The sequence below is a fragment of the Haloarcula ordinaria genome, assembly GCF_029338275.1.
In the GTDB taxonomy this organism is placed as follows: Archaea; Halobacteriota; Halobacteria; order Halobacteriales; family Haloarculaceae; genus Haloarcula; species Haloarcula ordinaria.
Genome location: NZ_CP119789.1, coordinates 2,610,942 through 2,634,536 on the forward strand (window position 1 = coordinate 2,610,942; position 23,595 = coordinate 2,634,536).

A 23,595-nucleotide genomic window follows, 5' to 3' on the forward strand; every position below is an offset into this window, starting at 1 on the left:
ATTGGTCGTCGTGACAACTCTCACTACTGAATCAGTAGAAGCGCCGAAACCGCCCAGGAACAACCTCTCTCTCTCCCTGAATATGCAGGCCAGTCCACGTTTTGTCCGTGCCGGGAAACGGATCGAGCCTTCGACTCACGAGAATCGAGCAAAGGTAGAGCCTGTTCAGTACTACCGAACCGGTTCGAGAGATGAAGACGACTCGGATGTGGGTTTGACCTCTTCCCCGTGGGCGAAGTACACTGGTCCAGCAGGGCTCTTGGACTGGCAGGGTATTTCAGGCTCGAGATAGACGACGCATAAGATAGTAACAATAGTCACCCATTATGCCCTCATAATTAGCCAAAATAGTTTCAAATTTAGAATTATATTCTCTAATATCTGATTTAGAATCCAAATTTCCCACTTTTCACTGCTCTATGACTTTATCCACCTCAATGTTAAGTATATAACTCAGTATAATATCAAAAGGCACAGTTGATACTAGATTTCAACGTATTTTTCCAATATAAATTGTCGAATGTCAAGAGACCAGTCTCGGTATCCCAGTATCTAACCATCGATTAATCGGTTACGAACACCGCCGATACCGCGAGTGTGGAACTCGAAGACATTGGCGCTGGTTCTGATACGTCGCAAGACGGCGTCGGTTCCTGGCGCACGGCACTCGTATCAGGCCTGGGTCGAAAGGGTCGTGATTACGACCGCGTTGACCCTCACCGTGTCTCCGGCGTTCACGTAGCGGACTGGACTCGGCCGACGACTGCACGAAAGCAATCCTCCGCCTTATAGAGCTGCGGGAGAACTCCGATGCTGTATGCTGGTCAAGACCCAAAACTCGGTACGGGCGCTGAGGGCGCTCGTTCGACTGTCGAACGAATCGTCCTTTCGGGCGTGAGGCGACCGAATTCGAGGGGTTTGAATACGCCCCCATATATCAGAATTATTACTATATCTTGGCGCATACCGAAGATCCAGTGCGTATCTCGCATTATGAATTTCTGCAGATCGGTGAAGGGAACCAGGCGATGGAAACACGAGTGGTGCATCTGTAAAAGCCGCTTTCACTATGGAACCACATCGGGAAGCCGTCTGCTGAATCTGACGCCGATGGCAAGGCCAACGGCAGCCCCGACGACGGTCCACAGGAGCAAACCGCCCATAGCAAAGCCGATACCGAATCCCGTGCCGATACCGGCCGCCGCTAGCATAGCGATGGGTTGTTGTCGCTGTTGCCACCGTTCGAACTCCGAACTCTCGGCGTCGGGATCGGCTCGCCGTGCGCTCAGCCACGTCAGCCCGATGAGCAATACTGGATCAGTCACGTTGCTCACGTTCTGAATAGTGTTACCCGGTGCGAGGTTCCCAGTCGCAGCGATGTCAAGGAGATGGACCGTGGTTGCGCCGAATCCGATTATTGCTACCGCGATAATGGTGGCTATGCGAAAGCCACCACGTCGGCCCACGGCGAGGAAGCCCAATACACCAAGGGCCAGGTTGGCGAAGCCCATCTCCAGCTGGAATGGGCTGCCAGCCGGCCATCCAACCGACTCGGCCACGAGGTCAGACAGGAATAGGTGTCCGAAGGCACCGCTGATACCGTTTGCCCCGACGCTGATTGCCAACAGGTAGATGACGAAGAGCTCGATACGCCGGGAGAACGTCCGTGACTGTGGGCCAACGAGTAGATGGGCGACAGCGAATATAAGCGGCAGGACCGTATACGCGAAGATTCGAATCAAGAATACATCTTCCATCATGGAGGCTCGGGTGATTACTCGTGAAAGATTAAGGATGCACTTGCTCTTGAACCCGTCTGCTGGACGAACGCAACCGAACCACTTCCTTCGAATCGGTCATACCCATTTCAATCGGCCAACAATCTACTTCTCTTGAAAGATGTGAGAACCGAGATAATGACATCGTGGGGGCTGTTCACAACCCGACAATGCTACTTGCAACTCTTGGCCCCGCCAAGACCACGATACTGGACTACTCGCTATCACCCCGATGGCGATCAAGATCATCAGGACCGGGACCACAACCAACTCGCTAGACCAGTTACTCCCCAGGGCAGCCGAGATTGTACTGGTTCGTTCGCGCCTCGGAGGGTACATCGATTGAGACTGATTCGCCATAGTCGCTGAAGGTGGTCTCCATAGTCGCCGTTGCGGAATTGTCCCTGTTCGACACGGTGAAGCGAAGTTCCGTTCTGAGGAGGCGCTTAGTGTCGGCATCGATCCAGGCTCGCAGTTCGACGCCGTCGATACGCGGACCGCCGAACAGCGGTCGTGACTGGTCGTCTTGATACTCGGTGAGCGCATCGGAGCTCGGTTCGCCGGTGAGGACCACAGCCCGGTCGCCATCGACGGTTTCGGTGCCGTTCCAGTACAGCGATCCCGACTCAAGCAAAGAGAGTTGGCGGACCGCCGGAGTTCGGTTCACCCACTGGACGGTATCGTCGGATTCCTCGACTGCCCAGCCGTCCCACGGTGGTGCACACTCCCGGTAGACGGTTCGATTCACCACGAACGTACGTCGTGACTCGCTATCTCTGATGGCTTCCTGGCGCAACGTACGTGCGGCGACATCGACAGTGCCGGTGAGTGCAATATCGACCCGCTCGGTGCGGCCGTCGGCAGCGCTTGTGACAGTCATGTGTGATTCGAAGCGGTAGGTATCGGTTGCCGAGTGGGTACTCGTCGCATTTTCGAGTGCCTCGACGGCGCGGTCTTCGCGTGTGTAGTCGGGGCCGAACAGCGAACACCCACTCGTCAGGACACAGACGACCAGCAGGGCGTGGAGGGCGAAGCGGGCCATCGTTGGTCGATTATACCGCACCAGTACTTATCTTCCCCGGCGCGACCGACGAGACCAAGTGACAATAGAGGGCGTTTTGATATCCTCAATCGGAGATATATTTCAGTAGTCCTGTTGAACACACAGCGCACGGGTGTGGTGCGAACGCTTTTCTGTAAGTGGGATATCACTCCAACAAATGGCGGACCGGTCCACTGAGCGAGTGCTCGCCGGTCTCGAACTCACTCGCGGGCTGACGATTCAGATGCTGGCAATCGGTACGTTGGGGATGCTCGTCGGTTGGACACTATTCAGTGGGCTCTACCAGGTTACGACTGGGAATGTCGTGACGTTCCAGTTTGTACCGGAGTCGGTCGGGTGGGTTGCGACCCCACTGAACATCCTCGTCCTCGTGTTTCTCGGGACGGCGATTCTCGTTCCCCACGAGTGGCTCCACGGGCTCGCAATCAGACACTATGGTGGCGAGCCACGCTACGGTGTCGGCGTCGCTCACTTCGTGCTCCCGTACGCATACGCGACAACCGACCACGAGTTCACGCGCAACCAGTTCATCGTGGTCCTCTTGACGCCACTCGTCGTGATGACGCTCGTCGGCGTCCCCTTGATGATCCTGCTTGAGTGGGGATGGTTGGTCATTCCACTGACGTTGAACGCCGCTGGGGCAGTCGCAGACATCTGGATGACACTGATGGTGGTGAGCTATCCAGCACACGTTCGAATCGTTGATCACGAAAGCGGCGTCCGAATCGTCGGGCAGGACAGCGATAGACCGCGTTCGCTGTCGATAACGTCGCTCGTCTGGGACGCGCTCTCCGGAGCAGCGGTGGCGTTGTTCCTCGTGGGGATACTACTGGCACTTGTTGGTCCGATACTCCTCTCGGCGCTCGGCGTCGAGTCGATAACCGTCGGGACGCCGGGGACGCTCACGTACCTCTTCGCGTTCGTCAACACCGCAGAGGAGATCTCGATCAGCGTCGGTCCGGGCGTCCTGAGCGTGGGTGGTCTGCTCGGCTTGGTGTACGCGTTCGTGCGGAGCTATCGCCGAGGCAAGCGAGTCCCCACAGATATCGCGTAAGTCACTCCGCTTACGATACCGAATACAATGAAAGAGGGGGAGGAGGGTGCTTCAACCACGGTACGCATCGGTCTCAATCGTATCTCGATGTCTGGCAGGCCGAGTACTGAATACCGTCGTTCGCGTAGTACTCACACATGGACCCATTATTCCGTGAAGTACAGCGGTTTCGCCAGCCGTGGATCTGGACACTCCTCGGAGGGATCGCGCTGCTCATGCTCGTGTTGGGGCCCATTTCGTGGGGCGGACTCGTCATCGTCGGTGCGGTCGCTGGGTTCGTCTACAGCCTTCGTCTCACGACCGAAGTGAGAGCTGACGGTATATATCTCAAAATGTGGCCACTTCACCACTCGTTCCGTCGAATACCGTGGGCAGAAATCGAACAGCGCGAGACCAAACAGTACAGACCACTCCGTGAGTTCGGCGGCTGGGGGATTCGCTGGGCACCCGGGAAGCTTGCCTACAACGTACGTGGTAATCGAGGAGTTTGGATCGAACGGACGAACGAGCGTGATGTGCTTCTCGGGTCTCAACACCCGGAGGAGTTCGTCAAGGCCATCGACGAGGCAGTACAGTAGCACCCTCATTTCCTCTTGATCGCAGACGAAACGGAGGTAATAAACCCTCATGCAATACCGATGCTGAATGCCCCTTCTGTATCGGTCACTTCGGTACTGAGAGGCTATCGAGAGCCCCTGTGCGCAATCATAGAATTACTACACGCGAGAAGAGTGCGGTACTCTGGGCTAAGGAGCGACAGACTGGGCAAGAGTGGTGACTTTTCTGTGCGGTGTCCATCGATTAATTCGAGTTCAGTGACGGAGCGACAGGCGAGACACTACCGTAGCGCTGCGAGTCTGTACTTGTACGCAGGCCACCGCCGCTACTTTCCGAAGTGTCGTCAAGCGAAGGATTTTCTACACTAGCCTAAGCAAATCAGTTATGGCCCTCCAAATTGACCGTGCGATTAGCAACGGCATTAGCCGGAGTGTCTCTCCGGTTGGCATCACCCTGATGGTACTGACTTTCCTCTACGTGGGGATATTCACCAGTTCGGTCAACACGATTGTCGCTGGAGCGCTCCCACCAGAGATTCAACAGGAAGCACAGATCGGGTTGACGCTACCCCTCTCCAGTGTCCTCGCGGCGGGACTTGCACTCGCTGCCCTGCTGTTTGGCATTGCGCTCTACATCGCCGCCGCCCGCGCGTTCACTCGGCAGGGGTCAGACAGCGGAACAGTCACTGGATCGCTGTTCACCCGGCGGATTGGACGAGCGCTACTGACAGCTGTCGGTGCGAACATCGTCGTCGGTATCGCCACGTTCTTCGGGTTCGTTCTGCTGGTAATTCCCGGCATTTTCCTTATGGTGAGCTTCGCGTTCGTCGTGTTCGCCATCGCCGTGGAAGACCGTCGTCTCATTGCCTCGCTGCGACGCAGTTGGGCGCTTTCACGTGGGAATCGCTGGCGGTTAGCGGGCCTTCTATTGCTCGTTGGGGTCGTGACTGGCCTCGTTAGCAGTATCGGGTCGCTTGCATCCTTCGTCAGCCCGGGGATAGGCCAACTCGTCACGTTCCTGGTGACTGCCCCGCTTGCGATACTTGGATATGGCATCATCGCCGACGCCTATCTTCAGATACGAGACGAGCAGTCGGATGGGGGCCAGGTGTGAGTCACTCGGCGGTGCAAGAGAGAATGAACTCATTACAAGAGTGGTGAACTCAACCCGACCGGCTCGATCACGCTGAGAGGAGCTCGGGGGGTGAAGAAGCCGATAACAAGAAGACTCACCAGTATAGAGATCGCCGTGAGTCGCAGGGCACCAGCAGCCCGTCGTCGGGATTTCGGCAAGGACTCGGCAATGCCTGAGAGGGCCATCCCGGCAATCACAAATAGCCCAGCATAGAACGGCGTCGCCCCTTTTACTATAACGTAGTACCCTTGTTGCCCGGCCAATAGAAGTGCACCACAGAGGAAAAACAGCCCAAGCCCTCTGGAGGGCTCGCCGAACACTGTCTCATCGATTATGGAGGGCATCAAGCGTGTCATCTCCCGCGATGCCAAAATACGGCGGGGATTCGCGTACCCGCCGTTGAGATAAGTCTGGTTCGATTGTGAAACGGTGCTGATGACGCTGACCGACTCGCGTGCTGTATACAGGAACGCCCTTAGCAACTACTCGAATCTTGTCAGTACCGGCGTGACCGATACAGAGGGTGAGTTCAGCAGAAAAGTTGTGCAGTCTGATTCAGTTATTGTCTTTTCAGAGCTTTTCGGACTTCTCGGCTGACCAGATACACTCCGCCCAGAAAGAATAGTAAGGTAGTCACAACCACACCGTTAATTGCGATTAGTACCGCAGAACCGATCAACAACGCCGCCCCCACTACGACGTTCACAATATCTGCTTTGGGCTCACTATTCATTGTTTGATACTTAAGCTTCCAGCTGTTATAAACTTATCATATACAGAAAGACTGGTGCGCGCTCTATTCAGCACGTCTACAGAAACCTCTCCATTCTCTGCCAGAATTGGCGTGCGAGACTTAGAGGATAGGTCGGTCATGAAGAGAAGACACTTACAAGCGAGTCAGGACACCTCTGTATGGCCAATACCGCCCGAGTAACCGTGGCGCTCACAGTAGCCTCTGTCGTCCTACTGGTGGTCAGTGGATACCTGCCGTGGATGGCTCCGGCTTCCGACGCAACACAGGTTCCCAGTATCGGGTCGTACCTATTCGGCTACAAACTCACAGTCATCGAGAGCATCTTCGTCGGCGTGATGACTGTCGCGAGTGGCATAACTCTCGTTCTTCCATGGAATCAGGTGAAAGGAGGCGTTCTGTGTCTCCTTGGAGTGGGGTATGCGGTTCTCCCACATTACCTCATTGCCCAACAGTCAGCCTCCTTGCCTCAGGTCTTCGAGCCGGTGATGGTCGGTCCGGCGCTTGCCTCGGTTGCGGGCTGTCTGGCGGTCGCTGCTGGAGCGTTCTCGCTTCGTGGGTCCGTCGAAGCCCGCTGACGAACGGACTGCCGAATACGCGCGCTCTATTCAGCACGACCGGAGAAACCTCCCCAGTCACTGTCAGTAGCGGTATGCAACACTCAGAGGGTCTATTCAGCAAAGGATGTCGTCCGTCTCACTCGTTCTGTTGTGGAGCGACGTAGGCATACGAATTTATCACTGTGGTCTGGAAGATGTGGGAGTATACTGATTACGGAGTTCAGAAACTAATCCAACAAGCCCTGCGAGTATGAACAGCCCCGCGAGAAGGAACCAGTCACTGTCAAGATACTGAAGGACGCCGATTGCAATGAAACTGCCATACACGAGCGGTTGGTAGAGAGGATGACTTCGAACACCGTACACTGTCGTGGAGAACAACAGTGGAACGACAATTATCCAGAGAACAACCGAATACAGACTTGGTGGCCCCAAATATACGAACTCAACGAAGGTCGCTCCCCCAACAAGCAGTATCATTAACAACAACGCTCTCGGACGGATTCGATCTCGAAGGGAGGGACTGGATCTCATGAACTGTCTTGTCTCTGTATTGGCATCATACTTCTGCTTATAATTCGATGGCCAGAAGACGGCCTATACCGAACATCAAGACCGGCAGGGTTGAGTGACCGACTTGCGCCCTGTATTCAGCACGTCTGCTGAAATCCATCATTTATTGAAGGTTTCAATACCGCCGTCGAACCAGAGACAACCAGCGGGCTGCACCCAGACGATGCGTTCAGTAGCTTGGCCTGTGCCAGTCCCTACTGAGAGGAGCAAACCGAGCGATTGGATGGTAGCGGACGTCCACGGTTTCACAACAGGTCGTTTCCGTTTACCCATCGCCACAACACAGCACCACTCCAGCACGTGTACAGCACTGCGAGGGGAACGAGAATATAGAACAGATCTATCTGTGCGACGAACAGGTTGAGAGAGACTGTTCCCAGTGGCTTATATAGAACGGTTGTAACGAGGACAGCGATGCCGACGAGGACGTTCAACAGATGGAACAGCCACGCATCGATGCGAATGAGTTTATCCCCGGCAGCATCCATACGCGTATCACGATTGGGTAAGGTGAAAAGACGTCGATAGGTTCGGAAGTGCCGGGCATAGAAACGAGCTCTACAGTCTATTCGTACGACTGAAAAGAACCCACCAATGGCCGAGACGTGGCCTGTATTTGGTATAATTGCTGAAACCCTTTATTCGGAATGGGGTCCAGCAGCCGTACAGAATAACCAGCGCAAGCCGGTCAGCGATATCTCCCGAATGCCGTCACAGCCATACCGACGCCAGTGAGGAAAATCGAAGGCAAGATTACGTTGGCAAAGCCCTGTGTTGTCGCTATTGAACCTGCTACGAGCCCCAATCCAATGAATAGAATACCAACAGACCCAATCTGATTCATATCTGCTGATGTGTTTTTCCCACCATGAAGAATCATCCTCTGTATCTCGTACACCGCTCCTGAGATTTGTCAGGAAATTCCTCAAGGACGTACAAGGCACACAGCGCGTATCAAGCAAGGATTCGCCTGGGACCCTTCCGTTACTGTGTGAGTTCACGGTAGAACGATACGGAGTACACCGCGAAGAAGCCGCCGAACAGCGTCCCGACGATAAGGACGAGGAAACCGACACCGGCCACGAGCGGGAGTGAGAGCTCCGGTAGCGGAAGTGTTGCTGCCGATTCCGGTGACAACAACAGCGAAAGGATACCGAACACACCACCAAAGACTCCACCAAGAATCCCGACGAGAATCGAGTAACCCAGGACACTAACGACGTGCTGGCGGACGACCGATACGCTGTGTTTGAGTCCGTCAACTGCACCCATGTCCTCAAGCACGATTGCCTGGCCGTAGAACTGGACGAAAAAGAGCGCCAGGAGATACAGCAGAACGACGGCAGCGACGATGATTCCGACGACGACGAGCACGGCAATGTTCGCTGATTCGAGTCCACCGCTTCCGATAACGAAGATGCCGCCGAACAGCGCGATGAAAAACGCTACCATCCCGAGAGCGAAGTTAACCGCCACCAGGGCCAGATACGCGACGAGAATCGAGACGTAGTGGGACTTCCCGTCCTCGACGAACGTCTGCAGTGCCGTCCTTCCAGTGAGGGCTTCGTCAGCCATCCCGATCATCCCACCCTGGAAAAACGGCATGACAACGAGGAACACGAGCGACACTCCGAGCGAGACGACACTGCTGAGCAGTGGATTGACTGCCTGCAGGGCTAATTGTGGTACCTGGAACAGTGATATCACGAGTATCGGGACGAGCACGACTGGATTTCTGCGGAGGGCACTAGGCGTCCGGCGGAGGGCATTCAGGACAGCCATATCGGGGCTTCAATCGGATGAAGTGAAAATCTGTTCCCTCTGCGACTGTTCTCGTTGTATTCAGCAGCACAGCATAGCAGGTGCAGTGGATTTCACCAGAGCCAACCCAGTCGAATTCTACCGTGGTTCACTGCTGAGCGAGACAATCATCCAGTGCCGTTACAGCAGCATCGACGTCGTCGATGTCCGCTCGGTCACATCGATGCGCCGGACGCCACCATTCGACCGGGTGGAGGACGAGCGCCTCGTCGGTAAGTTCGTAGCTCGTGTAGGTAGACCATGGTCGGAATTGCCGCTGGAGTGGATGCTCGATTACGAGTCCAGAATCCGTCACACGGAAGGTCCGCGGATTCAGTACGTTCATGAGCACGACACCGACGAACAACAGATTGTACAGCCACCATCCCCACTCGGAATTGAACACGAACGCAGAGATGATTCCGAGTGTACTGACAGTGAACGCCACCAGAGAGATACCGCCAGCCACACGCCGCCAGCGCCGCGGCCAGCGAGCCTCCCACTCGGCAAAATCGACGGCATCCGCTAGCGCCGCGTTCGCATACCGGGTCCGACTCATCGCCACTAACATTATGCCGAGTAGCATCCCGCCAGCCGTCCCGATCACTGCTAATGGTACAGCGAAGTTGGGTGGTTCGAGGCCGACAGCCACCGCACCGAACACACCGCCAAACCAGCAGAACGGAAGCACAGCGAGGAGCCAAACAGCATCGTAGCGGCCGAGACTGACCGCGAGGCCAGGCGTCCGAGAGACGATCCCACTGGCGACGACAGTGACACCTGTCACGGCGACAAGGAAGCCGACGTAGAGAACGGCCGCGTCAGTGACGGCCCGCGACAGTCCGAGGACCAATGCCGGAGCCAGAAACGCTGCGACATACAGACCGGCGACTAACACGTACAGACTGTCCGGCCCCTCGGTGCTCGACTGACCCAGTGTACGACGAATGTGGGTCGCCATAGTAGACATTACACCCCCGACCTGGAAAAGACTGCCCTCCTGTCCGATTATCCCAACACGTAGATTGCGAGTAGACCGACACTCGTGAGGTTGACGACCATGTGCACGACGGTACTTGCGGTCGTCCCCCAGCGGTGACGCACGATTCCAAGAACGAGCGCCAAGACGAGTATTGTCGGAACGCGTACCAGAGAGACGTCCAAGAGGGCGTGCTTCGCCGTGAAAATGACAGCAGTGATGATGATACCGGTTGTGACTCCCTCCCCACGGACGAGAGCGGTTTGAACGATGCCACGCCAGGCTAGTTCCTCGGTTACCGGTGCGATGAGACCGTGCGCAAGCGCGAAGAGGACAACGACCCAGAGACCGGCTTCGAGATCGGAGAGGAGAAATCCGAAGGCAGCAACCGCAGTCTCTGTCCCGCCAAGCATCGCGTTCACGAACCCGATGCCGTACACGGTGAGTACCGTGAAGGCTCCAGCGAGGAATCCGAGTGAAACCGCCCGGCTGTCCGTCACATACTCCCAGTCTGAGTGGTCAATATCGACACGGTGGCCGTATCGAACCGCGAACAACGCGGCGACAGGAAAGCCAACGAGTGTCGCCACGAGGATGCCCACGAACGTGTTGTCGAGGAGAATCCCGACTGACGAACCCATCCCCAGTCCGAACAGGAATTCAATCACTGTCCACCCGCTGGCGATGATCAGTCCTGCACGGGTGCGGGGAGACAATTCTGACGGAGAGAGGCGGGATGTAACCGTGGATTGATTCCCGAGCCAACCGCCACCAAGTATGAAAATAACCGCAGCGGCTGTCCCGGGAAGTCCAAAGAGAAGCGGATACGAAATCGGGATTCCTTCAGTAAGGAATAGTTGCCCTCGGAGAAACAGAAAGATACCGGTCAGGCCACCGGCTATGGACGTCGGAGTTAGCCACTGTCCACGATATCGAATACCGATCCCCAGACCGATGAGAAGTGCAACGATAGCCACAGCGACGAGAGTGCCGATGTCTTCGAGAGCGTCAGAGAGGACATTTACCGTGCTTGCAGCGACTAGAATCGTACACACGATGCTAAGAATCCCTGCTACAATCCCGGCACCTGTTCGACGGACGAGATCTGACCGCCGGTTGATATGAGAACCCATAGTTTGATCGAGCAAATAGTGTTCTAGAGATTATTGAGGTGACAATTCTAGTATTATTCGGGTTGTGCTGTCGCTTGAGACTGAATCTCTTTTCGTCCGGCAGAAATGAGGATCCAACTCATCAGGAGACTGAATGCACCACCTGTCGCACTACCACCGAATGTCCCGTTGACCAGTGACGCGTCAACCATCCAGGCTGTGAGTAACCCGAGTAGTGAGCCAGTGAGGAGACTGACAAATAGCGTGTATGCGACGACCCGGTACTGCCAGTTGTCATGGTCTCGGTTCACATCAGTAAATCGCCCTGCGAATCCGCCGACCACAAGTCCGCCCATAATACCGAAACCGATGATAACTGCGAACTCGGAGGTAAGGCCAGCGAGTGACGCTGCCGTTGCGCCGATTCCCGCACCGATTGCGATGCCGCCTCCCGTGCCATACTGTTCCAGCGTCGTTTCCATACTTAATGTTTATCACCCAACAAATTAATCCCCTCACTGCGTTCCCTGTTTCCGAGAAAATCGGAACTTCTCAATGCATTATACGTGGTAGTCTCTCCTCATCACTTGTGCTCAAGTCAGAAACCACGGCCAGGAGCTGCAGCAATAATGTGGAGTCAGCGACGTACAGGTTCACTCTGGGGCAGTATCCGAGCTTCGTTCAATCCGTTCATAGAGATAGTATGAGTACACGACGGTAACGCCGGCTGTTAGGAGTGCAGGGATGAGAAGTAAGTAGAACGCGTACTCACCGAACAACAAGCCGAGAAGCGCGAAGACGGCGGTGAGTTTGAACAGTCGGCCGCCGAGGGCGTGGGTTCGCGCCCAGACCTCTTCGCTACTGAGCGTCCACGGCGTCCGGATGCCGACGAACCAGTTCTGCTCGGCATGTATGAGCACGACACCACTATAATAAAATAGCCCAGCCACGGCGACGAGAATCAGGTACGTGAAATCAAACTCATATCCGAGATTGAACGCCAAGATGCCGGCGTGGACGACGAACATATAGACTGTGAAGATGACGACGAACCAGTCGTAGTAGGGCCGGAAATCAGCGATATTCTCCCGGAGCGGGTCAATCCGTGGAATGACTGCGAACATAACAAGAAGTCCGGCTGTCAGGGCGGGGAAGAGCCAGAGAGCGAGCAGTTTGGGCATAGTTCCGCTGGGCTCACCAGCGGCACCCCAGTTCGTAACGAGGTCAGCGGGGAGCGATGGAGCGGCAAGCAAACTCACGATACCAGACAATGCGACGAAGCCCGCAGCCACTATAAACCGGTGAATCGTCTCCATACTTGGATGTACGACCTGTGCGCTGATGAACAAGCGGGTGAGAGGAGTGTTCGTTCCGACTGGAACCTACAATTAGCGCAAGCATCGATCTCCGAAAATAAACTAAGGAGATAGATAACGGATTCAAACTCTGTGGTTTGAGCGACCCGAGTTCTCGATTCTTCGGCTGTCTTCAGCAAGGCATCTCTGTCTCTTTCTTAGAGATTCAACAGAGCCTGTACTCTGGGTTCAAGTAGTGAGCAGGCAATATCGGATGAAAGCAGTGGTATCGGGGTGCAAGCCCGGCACTATACCAAGCAACCAGGTGAGGTGGCTCGGATAGGTCCCTAACGGGACGATTGCACAGACATGGGGTAGCGTAGTATGTTTTGTGATTAGCCAATGACAAATTGTGGAGCGAAGACCGTAGCGGTGAGAAGACACAGTAATACGGTAACCGCTGTTGCCCGAAGTACACCAGCCGTAAGGCGTTGATCTTTCGGCAGCGATTCAGCAATTGCAGACAAGAGTGATCCAACCATCATTACAAGTACCCAACTGCTGGAGTCGCCGTTACCTCCACTCCAAGCGTATAGGTAAATCCCTAAGAAGACGAATGAAGCTATAAACTGGACTATTGAATTGGGCCGACCAGAGGGCTCACTTAACACAATCTGGTTGATGAAGGAGGGCATCAAGTGCAATACTTCACCAGATGCGAAAAAGGCACCCTCGAAAATATCTCGACAGTTCGGTTCTAAATGGTTGTGTAGAATCCCTATAGTACGGTGAGATACACTATATACTGCACGGTTGTAGTATCCTTGACCTATATCAGAGTAATTCCTCGGAACTTACGGAACCAGAATCGGACTCGGGCGACGAAGCCCTACCTCATCACATAACCGACTCGCGCACTTAGTTCAGCACCACCAGAGAAACCTTCACAATGTCTATCAGAATCGACGTCGAACATTCAGCGGATTGAGTCTGTAAAAGAATTCCCGCAGGATACTCAGCGATTTGCGATGCGAGGCTGCCGGTTTGACGTTGTTCTCTCGGACGGTGCACATCCGGCATTCGTGAAAAGCATCATAAGGGAGCGCAAGCAGAGAACGACCTGTATGGTTCCGGAACCAACCCTCGAAGGATTTCTGCGTGACCTGAGCCTACGAATTGGTGCCGGGATAGTCGTCATCGGGATATTTTTCGGCCTTGGATATCTCAATCGAACCGATTTTTTCGGCCTTTCAGAACTTCTCGGAAACCAGTCGGTATTCTTCGGCAGCGCATTCCTGTTGGTCGGTATTGCGGCACTCGGATGGATGATAATCCAGCGATACAGAACATGACGATCCAGACCTATCGGACGCATTGTGTCGTAAAATATGCACGGCCGTATCGCGGTCTCCATACAGTACCGGTTTCAAATATCACTCGGTTCTATCAGTACTGGTGTGACCGATGCAGGGTGTGAATGCAGCACGGAGCCATCTCGTTGCAACCGATGAGTCTCAGTTACGGGAGCGTTCCGTCCTCCGCGTAGCAATTGAACCTGAGGCTCGCATTTGCGATTTGCTCGCCTTCCGAACTCATCAATGAAGCCGTGTACTCACCATGAACCGGTGGCGGACCCAACGGTACCGCGTATAGCTCGCCACTGCTGGATCCGAATACGGAGTAGTCTTCGGGGCCAAGCCTGCTCATCCCACGATCATTCATGAGCGGCACCGAAGCAACGAGCGTGTCGTCACTATCTCGTACCCGTACTGTGTGATACAGTTCATCGGAAACAGCCTGCTCAGAAACCAGTATCCCGAGAGCAATCTGTTCGTCACCTTGTATTGGGGCAATCTCACGGAGGTGTTGTGACCCGCGCCCTACTCCTCGACTGGAACACCGAGCGATGTACTCCTCGGTACCGAGACAGCCAGCGGTCACGCTCAAGATGCCAGCTACACCCGTAATCAGTTCACGTCTGGAGGGCACAAGACATACTGTGAGCCCACGAGTGGTAATTCTAAGGGTACTACAGCACTCGTGCGCTGGCGTCACCATCTCGGTTGACAATTGTCCGTCTGCGTTCAACTCCTCTAATGGTGATTGAAATGGCCTGCGAAATAGAGAGGATTCAGTCAGACAGACAGCTTCGTGTCTTCCGTCTACTCACTGGTGTATCCACTACTCAGTAAGTCTGTTTAGTAATCGGTTGTTTCTTCCCGAACCGTTATGGAATCCTAATTATGTCTAGTCGTACAGACCGACTGCTTGCGCTCCACGTGATTTTGCTGGCACTGCTGACCGTCTCTCAGACGACGAGCGTTCCGCGAAATGAGCTGTTAGGCACGATTAGCATAGTAATTGGAGCTATTGCTATTATATTCGCGCTGGTAGAGTATACACAGGCGGTTTAAATTCATCCTCAAACCGGTAAGTGAGCCATCTGTATCTTACACTCCAGTATTGTCCCTTCTGAGGGGGGCAACAGAGCCAGGTCTCTCAAAGTCCAAAGTTGGTGTCGCGTTCAACGACGGTGTAGCCCTGAGCTGTGAGCGCCTCATTCCGGTAGCGTTCTGCGACGATTTGCTGCGGAATGCGTCGCAGTCCGAAACGCCGGTTCGAGGTGTACTCGATATCGATACTGGTCCGGTCGTTGTCCGTACTGACCGTTACTGTATACGTCGCCCAGGGCTGCCCGTTTACCGTGACGTCCAACTCGACTCGACGAGCGCCGCTTGGTGTGGTCTCTGTTTGTGAGCGGACTATCGACTCGACGGAGCGCAGGCCGAATAAATAGGAGATACGGTACGTTACGGTATTCTCGCCTGCGGTGATTTCATCAGCGATCCCCCACTGAAACGCAAGCACCGGCGGTGTCGGCCCAGTGAACGCATTGACGACCACGTCCGAATCGTCATCAGTTCGAAGGCGAGTTGTCCCGTTGGACTGAATGAGTGGCGCGCGGGCGATGACGACCAAGATTGCCCCGACGACGAGCGCTGACAACAGCGACGTCGCAAGGAATGTCCCGAGGAACATAGACACGACGACCACGACGACGAGTGCACTGAGTGGCCGTTCGCGTCTGAGGTATCGCTTTGCGACATCGACTGCCTCCTGTGGCCGGTCGATCTCTTGTGTGGAGGGCATCTTGCGAATCCCCTCCTGCCTGGTAATTATGTCTGCTGAAATGGATTGTCGTATGGCCTGAGGTTAGCCATACCGTTGTCGAGTTTCAGCGTGAGCTCTGTTCCCGTTCTGTCGATTGTTCACAGCATATTTCTTCCCCGATGAGAACTATCCCCCGAATGACGAGTGCCCTCCAACAGTCTCGTTCGCTCACCACACAACCGAGTACGGGTGGACGGTAATATGTCGGACAGTTCTGGCCTCAGTGTCAACGGTCCAAAGACGCTTCGCGGTTCGGTAGCCTTCCTCCTCGTTGCCCTCTGTATCACGGGCTACGGGGCGTTCGACTACGTGCAGCAATTTGACTCGATACGGGACTCGGTCGAGGTTGAGGCGACGGTCACCGAAGTGGGTGTCGAGTCGGTCTCTGGTAGTTCTTCGAGTACATCGGTCAATTACGAACCGCGTGTCAGATTCGCGTACGAATATCGAGGGGAATCATACACGGGAACGAATCTCTTCCCCGCAGACATCCCTCCGAATTACGATACTCGGTCGGCAGCCCAAGCAGCCATACAGGAGTACGAGACTGGCCAGGAGGTCACAGCATACGTAGACCCTGAGGAGCCGGGGAACGCGTTTCTGAAAGATGAGACGTCTACTGCCCCGCTGATAGCGGTGGGAATCGGGGTGGTCTTGACGCTGCTTGGCAGTGCGGCGACGCTGAAACAGTACCGTAGTGGCTGACTGACGAACCGGACACGGGCACTCCCTCGGCGCGGAGAGTCTGTCACGTAGATTGGAAGCCCGGTCAATGCGACTAGCCGTGGTCAATAAAACCCAGGTCGGTGGACGAACAGAGCGCTAACTGCCGCTCGTTCCGCGGACGGGAGTTACAGGGACATTTCAGTTAGTTTGAGTAAGTAATCAGAATTATATGTCGGAGATTCGCACCTCAAAAAGCAATGAGCAGTGACCCTCCACTCGACATCGGCGGTCTCACCATGTCCGCCACAGTAATTGGTCTCGTACTACTCCTTTTCGTCGCGCTGATCGGCGGGGTGATGGCGTTCGAAGGCGTCAACGAAGGAGCGGTGAAAGTCGTCAAGAACCAGGGTGCAGTGACGGGCACGGTCCTCGAACCCGGCTGGCACTTCATCACGCCCATCGTTGAAGGGACTGTCAGTATCCCGACGCGGCCCCAGACCTACACGATGAGTCACCAAAGCGGTGAAGGAGACAACGCAAACCAGGACGATTCGGTCCGCGTTCTCACGCAGGATGGTCTACACGTTGACGTCGATGTGACCGTCCGCTACCGCGTCACGCCCCGCGACGCGCCGCGGTTCCACGAAGAGTACCGCGACCTTCCGACCGCGGAGACGCGCCTCATCCGCCCGACGGTTCGGTCAGTATTGCGGACTGAAGGCGGCAACATCGACGTGACAGACATCTACACCGGAGAAGGACAGACTCGTCTCAAACTCGCAGTCGAAGGGGCGCTCAAGAACGAGACGGACGGGAGCGGCATCGTCATCGAGAGCGTCCAGATTCGCAACGTCCGGCTCCCGACAGAGTACGCGAATTCCATCGAGCAAAAGAAGGTCAAACAACAGAAGATCGAGGAAGCGGAGTACGAGATCCAGGTCGCCGAGAAGAACAAACAGCGCCAGGTCATCGAAGCCGAGGCCGAGGCCGAACAAATCCGCATCAAAGGCAATGCACTCCGCCAGAATCCCGAGGTACTCGACCTGCGCTACATCGAGGCGCTCCGAGAGAACGAGAATACCATCTACGTCCCGGCAGAGGGCGGTGTCACCCTCACACGCGACGTGTCAGACGACAGGAATCCCTCGACCGAGACTCCGTCCGGAAACGAGAACTCAACCTGATCGGAGACTGAAACGGGAGTTTCGAGATGCGACACTACGTCAAGACCGCTGCGGCCGTCGCCCTCACCTTCGGGTTGGTAGTGGCGATGGCGCGCGTCTCCGGCTTCCTCTTGCTTCCGCTGGCACTCGTACTGATTCTCGGACTTGGATACGTGGGCTCCCAGATTCTTGCTGGGTCGCCGTCACCCTATCCACGGATCGCGTCGGGCGTGTTCGAGCGAACGGAGTCCGAACCGATCCAACTCTCCGAGACAGAGGCCTGTGAATCCTGTACCGATCAGGAAGGCCCTGGACAGCGCCGCATCACGTATCGGGAGCTCGTGTTCCTAGGCGTCCCGCTCGCTCGCCTATCGACGACACAGGTGATTCTCTGTGACCTGTGTGCCGACCCAGTTGCAGCTCTTGAGGATGAGAAGCTAGACGCTATTGACCGCGAGCTCGAACGCGACCGATGAGGCTCTGGATGACAGACACATCGGGTGTCTGTCTCAGGACACGTCCTCCGAAACGAATAGAGGGCCGTCCGTACAAGTGGGTCGTATCCTCGATGCCCTCCACCGACATCGATCTCGCCATTCAGACGACAGACCTCCGGAAGACGTACGGCTCCGAGGTCGCGCTCGACAGTGTATCGCTCTCGATTCCGACCGGAACCGTCTACGGATTTCTCGGTCCGAACGGCGCTGGGAAGACGACCACGATGCGGCTCCTGACGGGACTGACACGGCCCACTAGTGGCTCCGTTCGCGTCTGCGGTGTGGACGTGGCCGACCGACGCGCACTCGCGCCTCACGTCGGGTATCTCCCCGAGGAACCGCCCCTCTACGACGAGTTTAGTGCGCGTGAACAGCTTGAGTACGTCGCCGATCTCCGAGACATTCCGCGGGCCACCGCCCGGGAACGAATCGACGACTATCTGGATGCGTTCGACCTGACCGACGACGCCGACAAACGCATCGACGCGTACTCGAAGGGGATGCGACAGAAGACCGCATTCATCCAGAGTGTCCTGCACGACCCGGATGTCCTGTTCCTCGACGAACCGACGTCGGGCCTTGATCCCCGTGCAGCACGGACCATCCGCGAGTCGATTACCGACTTCGCCGACGCGGGAACGACTGTCTTCCTCTCGACACACATCCTTCCTGTCGTCGAGGCAGTCGCCGACGAGGTCGGCGTGTTGTTCGACGGCCGACTGGTCGCCGAAGGGACGCCGTCGGAGCTGCAGTCCCGCGCAGAGACCGGCGAAGACGGCTCGCTTGAAGATGCCTTCCTTGCGGTCACCAGTGAGACCGAGGCGGGCGCGGGCAGCGAGGAAGCATGAACCTCCGCCGTGACCTCCGTCACGGACTCAGAATCGGTCGCGCCGAGTTCGTTCGGAGCCTGCGAGGCTATCTCGGCGACACACGCCGCCTCGTCGGACTCGCGTTCGTCGTGTTGTTCTTCGGTGGGAGCCTCCTCTTTGCGCTCCCCGCGGCGTACGTACTCGGTCGAACGGCTCGCTCTGTAACCGCGATTCCGTTTTTCGGCCCCGCCACGACTGCGCTCCCAATGGTATTCCTTCTCTTGGCAACGGTCAGAACGCTCGAACGCATTGGGCGCATCGAATCCGAAGAATTGGTCCTGACAACGGTCCATCCGCGAGCAGTGGTCGTCGGCCTGATCACTGCAGAGGTCGGACGGCTACTGTTGTGGTTCGGGATTCCAGTGGGAGCGTTCGTCACCGTGTTTGCACTCGGACTCGGTACACCAATGGTGCTCGTCACGAGTGGCGTCGTCGTGCTCCCTATCATCGTATCGAGCGCGGTCTGGGGGTACGCCTGTGGAATCAGCGTATTGCGGGTGTTACGACGTCTACCCGGCGTCCGTCGCGTCCTGCGAGGAATCGGGATACTTGTGATACTCGGCTTCGTCGTCGTTTCGCAGTTCGTCGGTCGGCAGCTGGTCGAGGGAGGGGAAGGCGTACAAGGGTTCGCCTCGGCGATCACGATTGGTCCCCTCGTCGAGTATGTCGCGCTTGCTTTCGCGGGAACGCCGCTCGCACAGCCGACGTCGATTCGTTCGATAGCGGTGGTCGTCACGCTACTCACGCTCACGCCAGTCGGACTGGCCGTCGCAACGAAGCAGGCATCGGCATTCTGGTTCGCTGAGACGCCAACCCGGAGCGGTTCACGGCAGGTACAGACATCGACTGGTGGATTCACCGCCCCCCGACCGTTCGCGTGGAGCAGAGCCGGCCGCATCGCGTGGGGGATTCTCGTCCGCGCCCGCCGTCACCCACAGAAGCTCAGCCATCTCGTGATGGCCCTCTTTTTCATCGGACCAATCGGAACGACTGTCGTGCAGTCATCGGGTGACGCCATCGGGCCGCTGGTCGCGGGGACTGGCGTCGGTTTCGGGACGTACCTCGCCGGCGCGGCCTTCGGATTGAATCCGCTCGGTGATGACCGACCCCAACTGCCCTTGTTGTTACTCACCGAGACGAGTCCTCGAACCGTTACGAGAGGTCGGTTGATTGCTGGCGTCGCCATCGGCGTTCCGGTCGCCGTACTCGTACCGCTGGCTTCGATAGGACTCCGTACACCACCGCTGTACGCCCTCGCGTTCGGGGTAGTGGGGACCGGAATGTGCCTCGCCGCATCGATGTTCGCTGTCGGAATCGGTTCGGCGTATCCCATTTACGAGGAGCGAGAATTCTGGGGGACCGAATCGGTCGTGCCCTCGACGCTCGTGATGGTGGCGTATCTGTTCGTCGTCGGTGGTGGAACGGCTCTCGGGCTGGCCGTAACCTGGTTCGGAGTCACTGGGAACCTGAGCCCGACGCCCGTGTTCAGCGTTGGCTTCGGTCTGTACCTGCTGCTGACCGTCGGGGTGTCGTACGGTTCGTACAGATATGCGGTTCGACGCTATCGAAGATACACTGTGACGTAGCTCGTCCTGACGAGATGTGGGCCGGCGGAGTGACTCGAAGATACCACCGTCACGATTCCAGTAGCGTGGTTTTTCAGATTTTGGAGGGTCAACAGTCAGTATCCATCTGTTACGAGGGGCATCAATTCTCGACTGATGGGGTTTGATGTGTGCCGGTCATCTTCGCCAGCCAGCCGCCGACCTTCGCGCCAAGGAGCCCGATGAAACCGGCGACCCCGAGTATCACCGACGTGACGAGGAGGACGACCATCGAGACGGCGATGACCTGAAACCAGAGCGGCCCGCCCAGCACGGTCGCTGCTTCGAGGAAATCGACCAGAATCCACAGCACCGGCAGAGCGCCGATGACACCTGCGCGAAAGCCGACGTCGATCACGTCAGTCTCCGTCGCCGTTGTGCTGACAAGATAGCCGGCCAAGAGACCGCCGAGAAACACCGCACTGAGTGAGAACTCGTTCTCCGGGCTCGACTGCAGGTACAGCCAGACGGTGACTGGAATTGAGGCAACACCACCGAACAATGCATACTTCCACGGCTCACTCACCGGGAGAGACAGAGGAGGGGTACCAATCGGGAGCACGCCGACTGCTACTTTCCGCTACAGAAAAAGTGTGATTGGTTATTATACCGATCCACACCAGAGCCCACCTATATAAACGATAGCCACCGAAGAAATTTGTCCCCTCATCTCATCAACAGGAATATGCAAAAGGCGAAACTCAGAGCGATATTATTGCCGCTCGGACTGTTCGTTCTCTCGGCTGGAGCGTACTGGTTAGTCCTCATGGGTATCGTCCCGTTCGGGCTCGATGCGCCACTCATCTTCGCAGCTATCGCAGGGGCGACTGCTCTCGGTGCTGTGATGATTGATGTACATACACCAGCCCTCACTGCGGGGGTGGCGGCTGTTGGATTTGCCCTTGCTGCCGCAAGTATGGGTGGGATTCTTGGAATGGGCGACTCAGCGATTCTCGTCGGGGCAGTGCTCGCAACGCTCGGTGTATTGAGCTATACAGTCAGTATGTTCTACCTCATCGGGACACGCTTGCGTAGCGCGAGTCCTGCCTAGTCTGCACGGATTCACTTACTACTGCCGCGATACACACGCTCTCCCAATCGGTCAGTCCAATTCATTTAGTGGAGACAAGGAACGGAGGTTTGCTGATTATTTTTCTGTATTCAGCACAAACCGAATTACAGACGCTGAGAAAGCTCTGGGTCAAGGCAGGCACGTTCAGGCGAGCGATGAGGATAGGTCAATCGGTGATTGATTTTCTCTGCATGCACCAATTTGGCTGTACGCGAATCCCGATGGAAACCACTCGTCTGCTCGTCTATCGAACGAAAGCAAAATAATGCCCGTTCGACCGAAAATCGCCACGCTGTCTGGCGATTTTCACTGTTCAAATGTACGGGCGCTGAGGGATTTGAACCCCCGACGGTTTGGTCCGAAGCCAAGCACTCTGTCCAGGCTGAGCTAAGCGCCCTACGTGCATTGCTATGCCCACGTTGTGGTTTAAACCAACCGGTTCAGGACGGCCGAGGGTGACGGATTCACACGGCCGCCGGACGGCGCTTAATCGCTTTGTTCGGGGGCCTCAGCGTCGTCTGTCTCTTCGGTTCCGATGTCGGCCGCTTCGATGACCGACTCGGGGTCGAGGCCCTGCTGCTCGGCCAGTGCTTCGACCAGTGCGCGTTGCTCGGTGAGCTCGTGGTCGAACTCGTCGACGCGGTTGTTGGTCGCTTCGACAGTCTGTCGGAGGTCCTGGAGCTGTGTCTTCAGCTCGTTGACCTTCGTGTAGACTTCGTCTGCGACGTCCGCTACTTTCTGTATCTTCTTGGCCGTCGAACCCAGTCCCATGGGCCACGATAGGCCGCGGGGCCATTTCCCCGTTTCCCTCGAACGTCGCCGTTAAGGCCACGCCGGACCGAGCGCCGATATGAACGGCTTGCGGGTCGCTCCGACCGTCGGCATCGTCGGCTGCGTGCTGTATCTGCTCTCGCTTTCGGCCCCGTACGTCATCGTGGGGGAACCGAGCGCCGTCAGTGCGTACTACAGCGCTGGGGTCCTCTCGCCGCTCGTGCTCGGTGTGTTCTCGCTGGTCGCCATCATCGTCCTCGCGGCAGGTCGAGAGGGGCGCACCGACCCGAGCGTCGCCGCCGGCGCGGGACTGGTCGTCGGGCTCTTCGTCGTCGGCCTGAGCCTCGCGTGGGCGCTCACGGTCCCGACGAGTCTCGTCCTGGGGCTCACCGAGTCGACGCTGATCGAGCACCACCGGTGGGCCGTCGTGGCCGCCGGGCTCCCCATCCCGGTCGGGTCGGCGTGGTTCGCCCGCGCGCTGGGCCTGCTGTGAGCGCGTCGTCTGTCAGTTTGCGGGATATTCGAAAGGCCCTTATGGGGCGGCGGCGGAATCACGACGTGGACTAGGTCGGGGGGTTTGGCCCCCCTCGATACCCGCACTATGGTCATCAGCGGGGACCGAAACCCGGGGGCGTCCGGTCTGACGGGCGTGGACCCCGTGAGCCAACGTGGAAGCCTCGTCCCGCGGGGACGGCGGTCTACGCGGTCGCATCTGCAGGGATGTGCCCTCGTAGTTAATCGATGGCAGCCCGCCAGGCACGGAAGTGAGCAGCGGACCATCGAACACCCGTCGCTCGTGGGGTCGCGGGGTGGAGGAGGCAAACGGGATTACCCTCGTCCGAACGTCGGGCAATTCCCGGGGTCCACTTCCATTCATACACCACCACTTTTTACGTCGAGGATACCCCTCTCACAAAAACCTGGGAAAAACGGCCGGACTCTCGACCTCCGGTCTCGAGTCCGATGAAACCGCGCCGCCGGCGCGGTATGCTTGTTGACGACCTGCCTGTCCCCGGGTCGTGGCACAGAGGCCACTCCCGGCCATGATGGACAGCCAGATGAGCCAGACAAGATTGTGGGGAGCGGTCGCTGCGGTGCAACATCCGCCGAGCGGAGCGAGGCGGT

At 56.7% G+C, this 23,595-nt stretch carries 26 protein-coding genes, 1 tRNA gene and 1 other RNA gene; 14 read left to right on the forward strand and 14 right to left on the reverse strand.

Features of this window, described 5'->3' with window-relative positions:
- Nucleotides 1–1,067: 1,067 nt before the first annotated feature.
- Nucleotides 1,068–1,757, reverse strand: coding sequence for a DUF6790 family protein (locus P1L41_RS13745; protein ID WP_276296299.1), 690 nt, complete (start codon nt 1,755–1,757; stop codon nt 1,068–1,070).
- A gap of 304 nt (nt 1,758–2,061) precedes the next feature.
- Nucleotides 2,062–2,820, reverse strand: coding sequence for a LolA-like protein (locus P1L41_RS13750; protein ID WP_276296300.1), 759 nt, complete (start codon nt 2,818–2,820; stop codon nt 2,062–2,064).
- 178 nt (nt 2,821–2,998) lie between these two features.
- On the opposite strand from P1L41_RS13750, the gene P1L41_RS13755 reads away from it, so the two are divergent.
- From P1L41_RS13755 to P1L41_RS13765, 3 genes are all read left to right on the forward strand, one after another.
- Complete coding sequence (locus tag P1L41_RS13755; RefSeq protein WP_276296301.1) at nt 2,999–3,895, forward strand: DUF3267 domain-containing protein; 897 nt, start codon at nt 2,999–3,001, stop codon at nt 3,893–3,895.
- Between the two features lie 137 nt (nt 3,896–4,032).
- On the forward strand, nt 4,033–4,473 hold the full coding sequence (locus P1L41_RS13760) for a DUF6141 family protein (protein ID WP_276296302.1): 441 nt from the start codon (nt 4,033–4,035) through the stop codon (nt 4,471–4,473).
- A 364-nt stretch (nt 4,474–4,837) separates the two neighbouring features.
- Nucleotides 4,838–5,566: a DUF7847 domain-containing protein gene (locus P1L41_RS13765; RefSeq protein ID WP_276296303.1), complete on the forward strand. Its 729-nt coding sequence runs from the start codon at nt 4,838–4,840 to the stop codon at nt 5,564–5,566.
- A gap of 32 nt (nt 5,567–5,598) precedes the next feature.
- On the opposite strand, the gene P1L41_RS13770 is transcribed toward P1L41_RS13765, so the two are convergent.
- A complete protein-coding gene (locus P1L41_RS13770) occupies nt 5,599–5,931 on the reverse strand; it encodes a DUF8011 family protein (RefSeq protein WP_276296304.1) in 333 nt (110 codons plus the stop codon).
- Between the two features lie 91 nt (nt 5,932–6,022).
- Between P1L41_RS13770 and P1L41_RS13775 the strand changes: the two genes are divergently transcribed.
- A complete protein-coding gene (locus P1L41_RS13775) occupies nt 6,023–6,184 on the forward strand; it encodes a hypothetical protein (RefSeq protein WP_276296305.1) in 162 nt (53 codons plus the stop codon).
- 315 nt (nt 6,185–6,499) lie between these two features.
- Entirely contained in the window at nt 6,500–6,916 is a 417-nt protein-coding gene (locus P1L41_RS13780) for a hypothetical protein (protein ID WP_276296306.1), read from the forward strand.
- A gap of 800 nt (nt 6,917–7,716) precedes the next feature.
- On the opposite strand, the gene P1L41_RS13785 is transcribed toward P1L41_RS13780, so the two are convergent.
- The 7 genes from P1L41_RS13785 to P1L41_RS18740 all read right to left on the reverse strand — a co-directional run bounded on the left by P1L41_RS13785 (nt 7,717) and on the right by P1L41_RS18740 (nt 13,352).
- The gene (locus P1L41_RS13785) at nt 7,717–7,959 is read right to left on the reverse strand and encodes a hypothetical protein (protein ID WP_276296307.1); all 243 of its coding nucleotides are present in this window, start codon (nt 7,957–7,959) and stop codon (nt 7,717–7,719) included.
- Between the two features lie 496 nt (nt 7,960–8,455).
- Complete coding sequence (locus P1L41_RS13790; RefSeq protein WP_276296308.1) at nt 8,456–9,253, reverse strand: DUF7847 domain-containing protein; 798 nt, start codon at nt 9,251–9,253, stop codon at nt 8,456–8,458.
- Nucleotides 9,254–9,380: 127 nt separating this feature from the next.
- Nucleotides 9,381–10,124, reverse strand: a complete 744-nt coding sequence (locus tag P1L41_RS13795) for a hypothetical protein (RefSeq protein WP_276296309.1) — start codon at nt 10,122–10,124, stop codon at nt 9,381–9,383.
- A 155-nt stretch (nt 10,125–10,279) separates the two neighbouring features.
- Nucleotides 10,280–11,383, reverse strand: coding sequence for a CPBP family intramembrane glutamic endopeptidase (locus P1L41_RS13800; protein ID WP_276296310.1), 1,104 nt, complete (start codon nt 11,381–11,383; stop codon nt 10,280–10,282).
- Nucleotides 11,384–11,436: 53 nt separating this feature from the next.
- Nucleotides 11,437–11,844: a hypothetical protein gene (locus P1L41_RS13805; protein ID WP_276296311.1), complete on the reverse strand. Its 408-nt coding sequence runs from the start codon at nt 11,842–11,844 to the stop codon at nt 11,437–11,439.
- Nucleotides 11,845–12,015: 171 nt separating this feature from the next.
- Nucleotides 12,016–12,678: an SdpI family protein gene (locus P1L41_RS13810; RefSeq protein WP_276296312.1), complete on the reverse strand. Its 663-nt coding sequence runs from the start codon at nt 12,676–12,678 to the stop codon at nt 12,016–12,018.
- A gap of 374 nt (nt 12,679–13,052) precedes the next feature.
- Complete coding sequence (locus P1L41_RS18740) at nt 13,053–13,352, reverse strand: DUF8011 family protein (protein WP_465260857.1); 300 nt, start codon at nt 13,350–13,352, stop codon at nt 13,053–13,055.
- Nucleotides 13,353–13,781: 429 nt separating this feature from the next.
- On the opposite strand from P1L41_RS18740, the gene P1L41_RS13815 reads away from it, so the two are divergent.
- Nucleotides 13,782–14,009, forward strand: coding sequence for a hypothetical protein (locus P1L41_RS13815; protein WP_276296313.1), 228 nt, complete (start codon nt 13,782–13,784; stop codon nt 14,007–14,009).
- Nucleotides 14,010–15,156: 1,147 nt separating this feature from the next.
- Here the strand turns inward: P1L41_RS13815 and P1L41_RS13820 are convergent.
- On the reverse strand, nt 15,157–15,663 hold the full coding sequence (locus P1L41_RS13820) for a hypothetical protein (RefSeq protein WP_276296314.1): 507 nt from the start codon (nt 15,661–15,663) through the stop codon (nt 15,157–15,159).
- Between the two features lie 366 nt (nt 15,664–16,029).
- On the opposite strand from P1L41_RS13820, the gene P1L41_RS13825 reads away from it, so the two are divergent.
- From P1L41_RS13825 to P1L41_RS13845, 5 genes are all read left to right on the forward strand, one after another.
- Nucleotides 16,030–16,533 (forward strand): DUF3592 domain-containing protein, encoded by a 504-nt coding sequence (locus P1L41_RS13825; RefSeq protein ID WP_276296315.1) that lies wholly within the window; start codon nt 16,030–16,032, stop codon nt 16,531–16,533.
- Nucleotides 16,534–16,751: 218 nt separating this feature from the next.
- Entirely contained in the window at nt 16,752–17,678 is a 927-nt protein-coding gene (locus tag P1L41_RS13830) for a prohibitin family protein (protein WP_276296316.1), read from the forward strand.
- A gap of 26 nt (nt 17,679–17,704) precedes the next feature.
- A complete protein-coding gene (locus tag P1L41_RS13835) occupies nt 17,705–18,133 on the forward strand; it encodes a DUF8108 domain-containing protein (RefSeq protein WP_276296317.1) in 429 nt (142 codons plus the stop codon).
- A gap of 92 nt (nt 18,134–18,225) precedes the next feature.
- Complete coding sequence (locus tag P1L41_RS13840; RefSeq protein WP_276296318.1) at nt 18,226–19,002, forward strand: ABC transporter ATP-binding protein; 777 nt, start codon at nt 18,226–18,228, stop codon at nt 19,000–19,002.
- Nucleotides 18,999–20,609, forward strand: a complete 1,611-nt coding sequence (locus tag P1L41_RS13845; protein WP_276296319.1) for a hypothetical protein — start codon at nt 18,999–19,001, stop codon at nt 20,607–20,609. The genes P1L41_RS13840 and P1L41_RS13845 overlap by 4 nt, the downstream gene beginning before the upstream one ends.
- Nucleotides 20,610–20,730: 121 nt before the next feature.
- Here the strand turns inward: P1L41_RS13845 and P1L41_RS13850 are convergent, their stop codons facing one another.
- A complete protein-coding gene (locus P1L41_RS13850) occupies nt 20,731–21,189 on the reverse strand; it encodes a DUF5518 domain-containing protein (RefSeq protein ID WP_276296320.1) in 459 nt (152 codons plus the stop codon).
- 123 nt (nt 21,190–21,312) lie between these two features.
- Here P1L41_RS13850 and P1L41_RS13855 point away from each other — a divergent pair, with 123 nt between their 5' ends.
- Nucleotides 21,313–21,678, forward strand: coding sequence for a hypothetical protein (locus tag P1L41_RS13855; RefSeq protein ID WP_276296321.1), 366 nt, complete (start codon nt 21,313–21,315; stop codon nt 21,676–21,678).
- A gap of 343 nt (nt 21,679–22,021) precedes the next feature.
- On the opposite strand, the gene P1L41_RS13860 is transcribed toward P1L41_RS13855, so the two are convergent.
- Both P1L41_RS13860 and P1L41_RS13865 read right to left on the reverse strand, forming a co-directional pair.
- Nucleotides 22,022–22,096: transfer RNA gene (locus P1L41_RS13860), tRNA-Arg, on the reverse strand.
- Between the two features lie 89 nt (nt 22,097–22,185).
- Entirely contained in the window at nt 22,186–22,470 is a 285-nt protein-coding gene (locus P1L41_RS13865) for a DUF5798 family protein (RefSeq protein ID WP_276296322.1), read from the reverse strand.
- Between the two features lie 79 nt (nt 22,471–22,549).
- On the opposite strand from P1L41_RS13865, the gene P1L41_RS13870 reads away from it, so the two are divergent.
- Nucleotides 22,550–22,963: a DUF7548 family protein gene (locus tag P1L41_RS13870; RefSeq protein WP_276296323.1), complete on the forward strand. Its 414-nt coding sequence runs from the start codon at nt 22,550–22,552 to the stop codon at nt 22,961–22,963.
- 63 nt (nt 22,964–23,026) lie between these two features.
- Nucleotides 23,027–23,339: signal recognition particle sRNA (gene ffs / locus P1L41_RS13875), an RNA gene on the forward strand.
- Nucleotides 23,340–23,595: the final 256 nt, after the last annotated feature.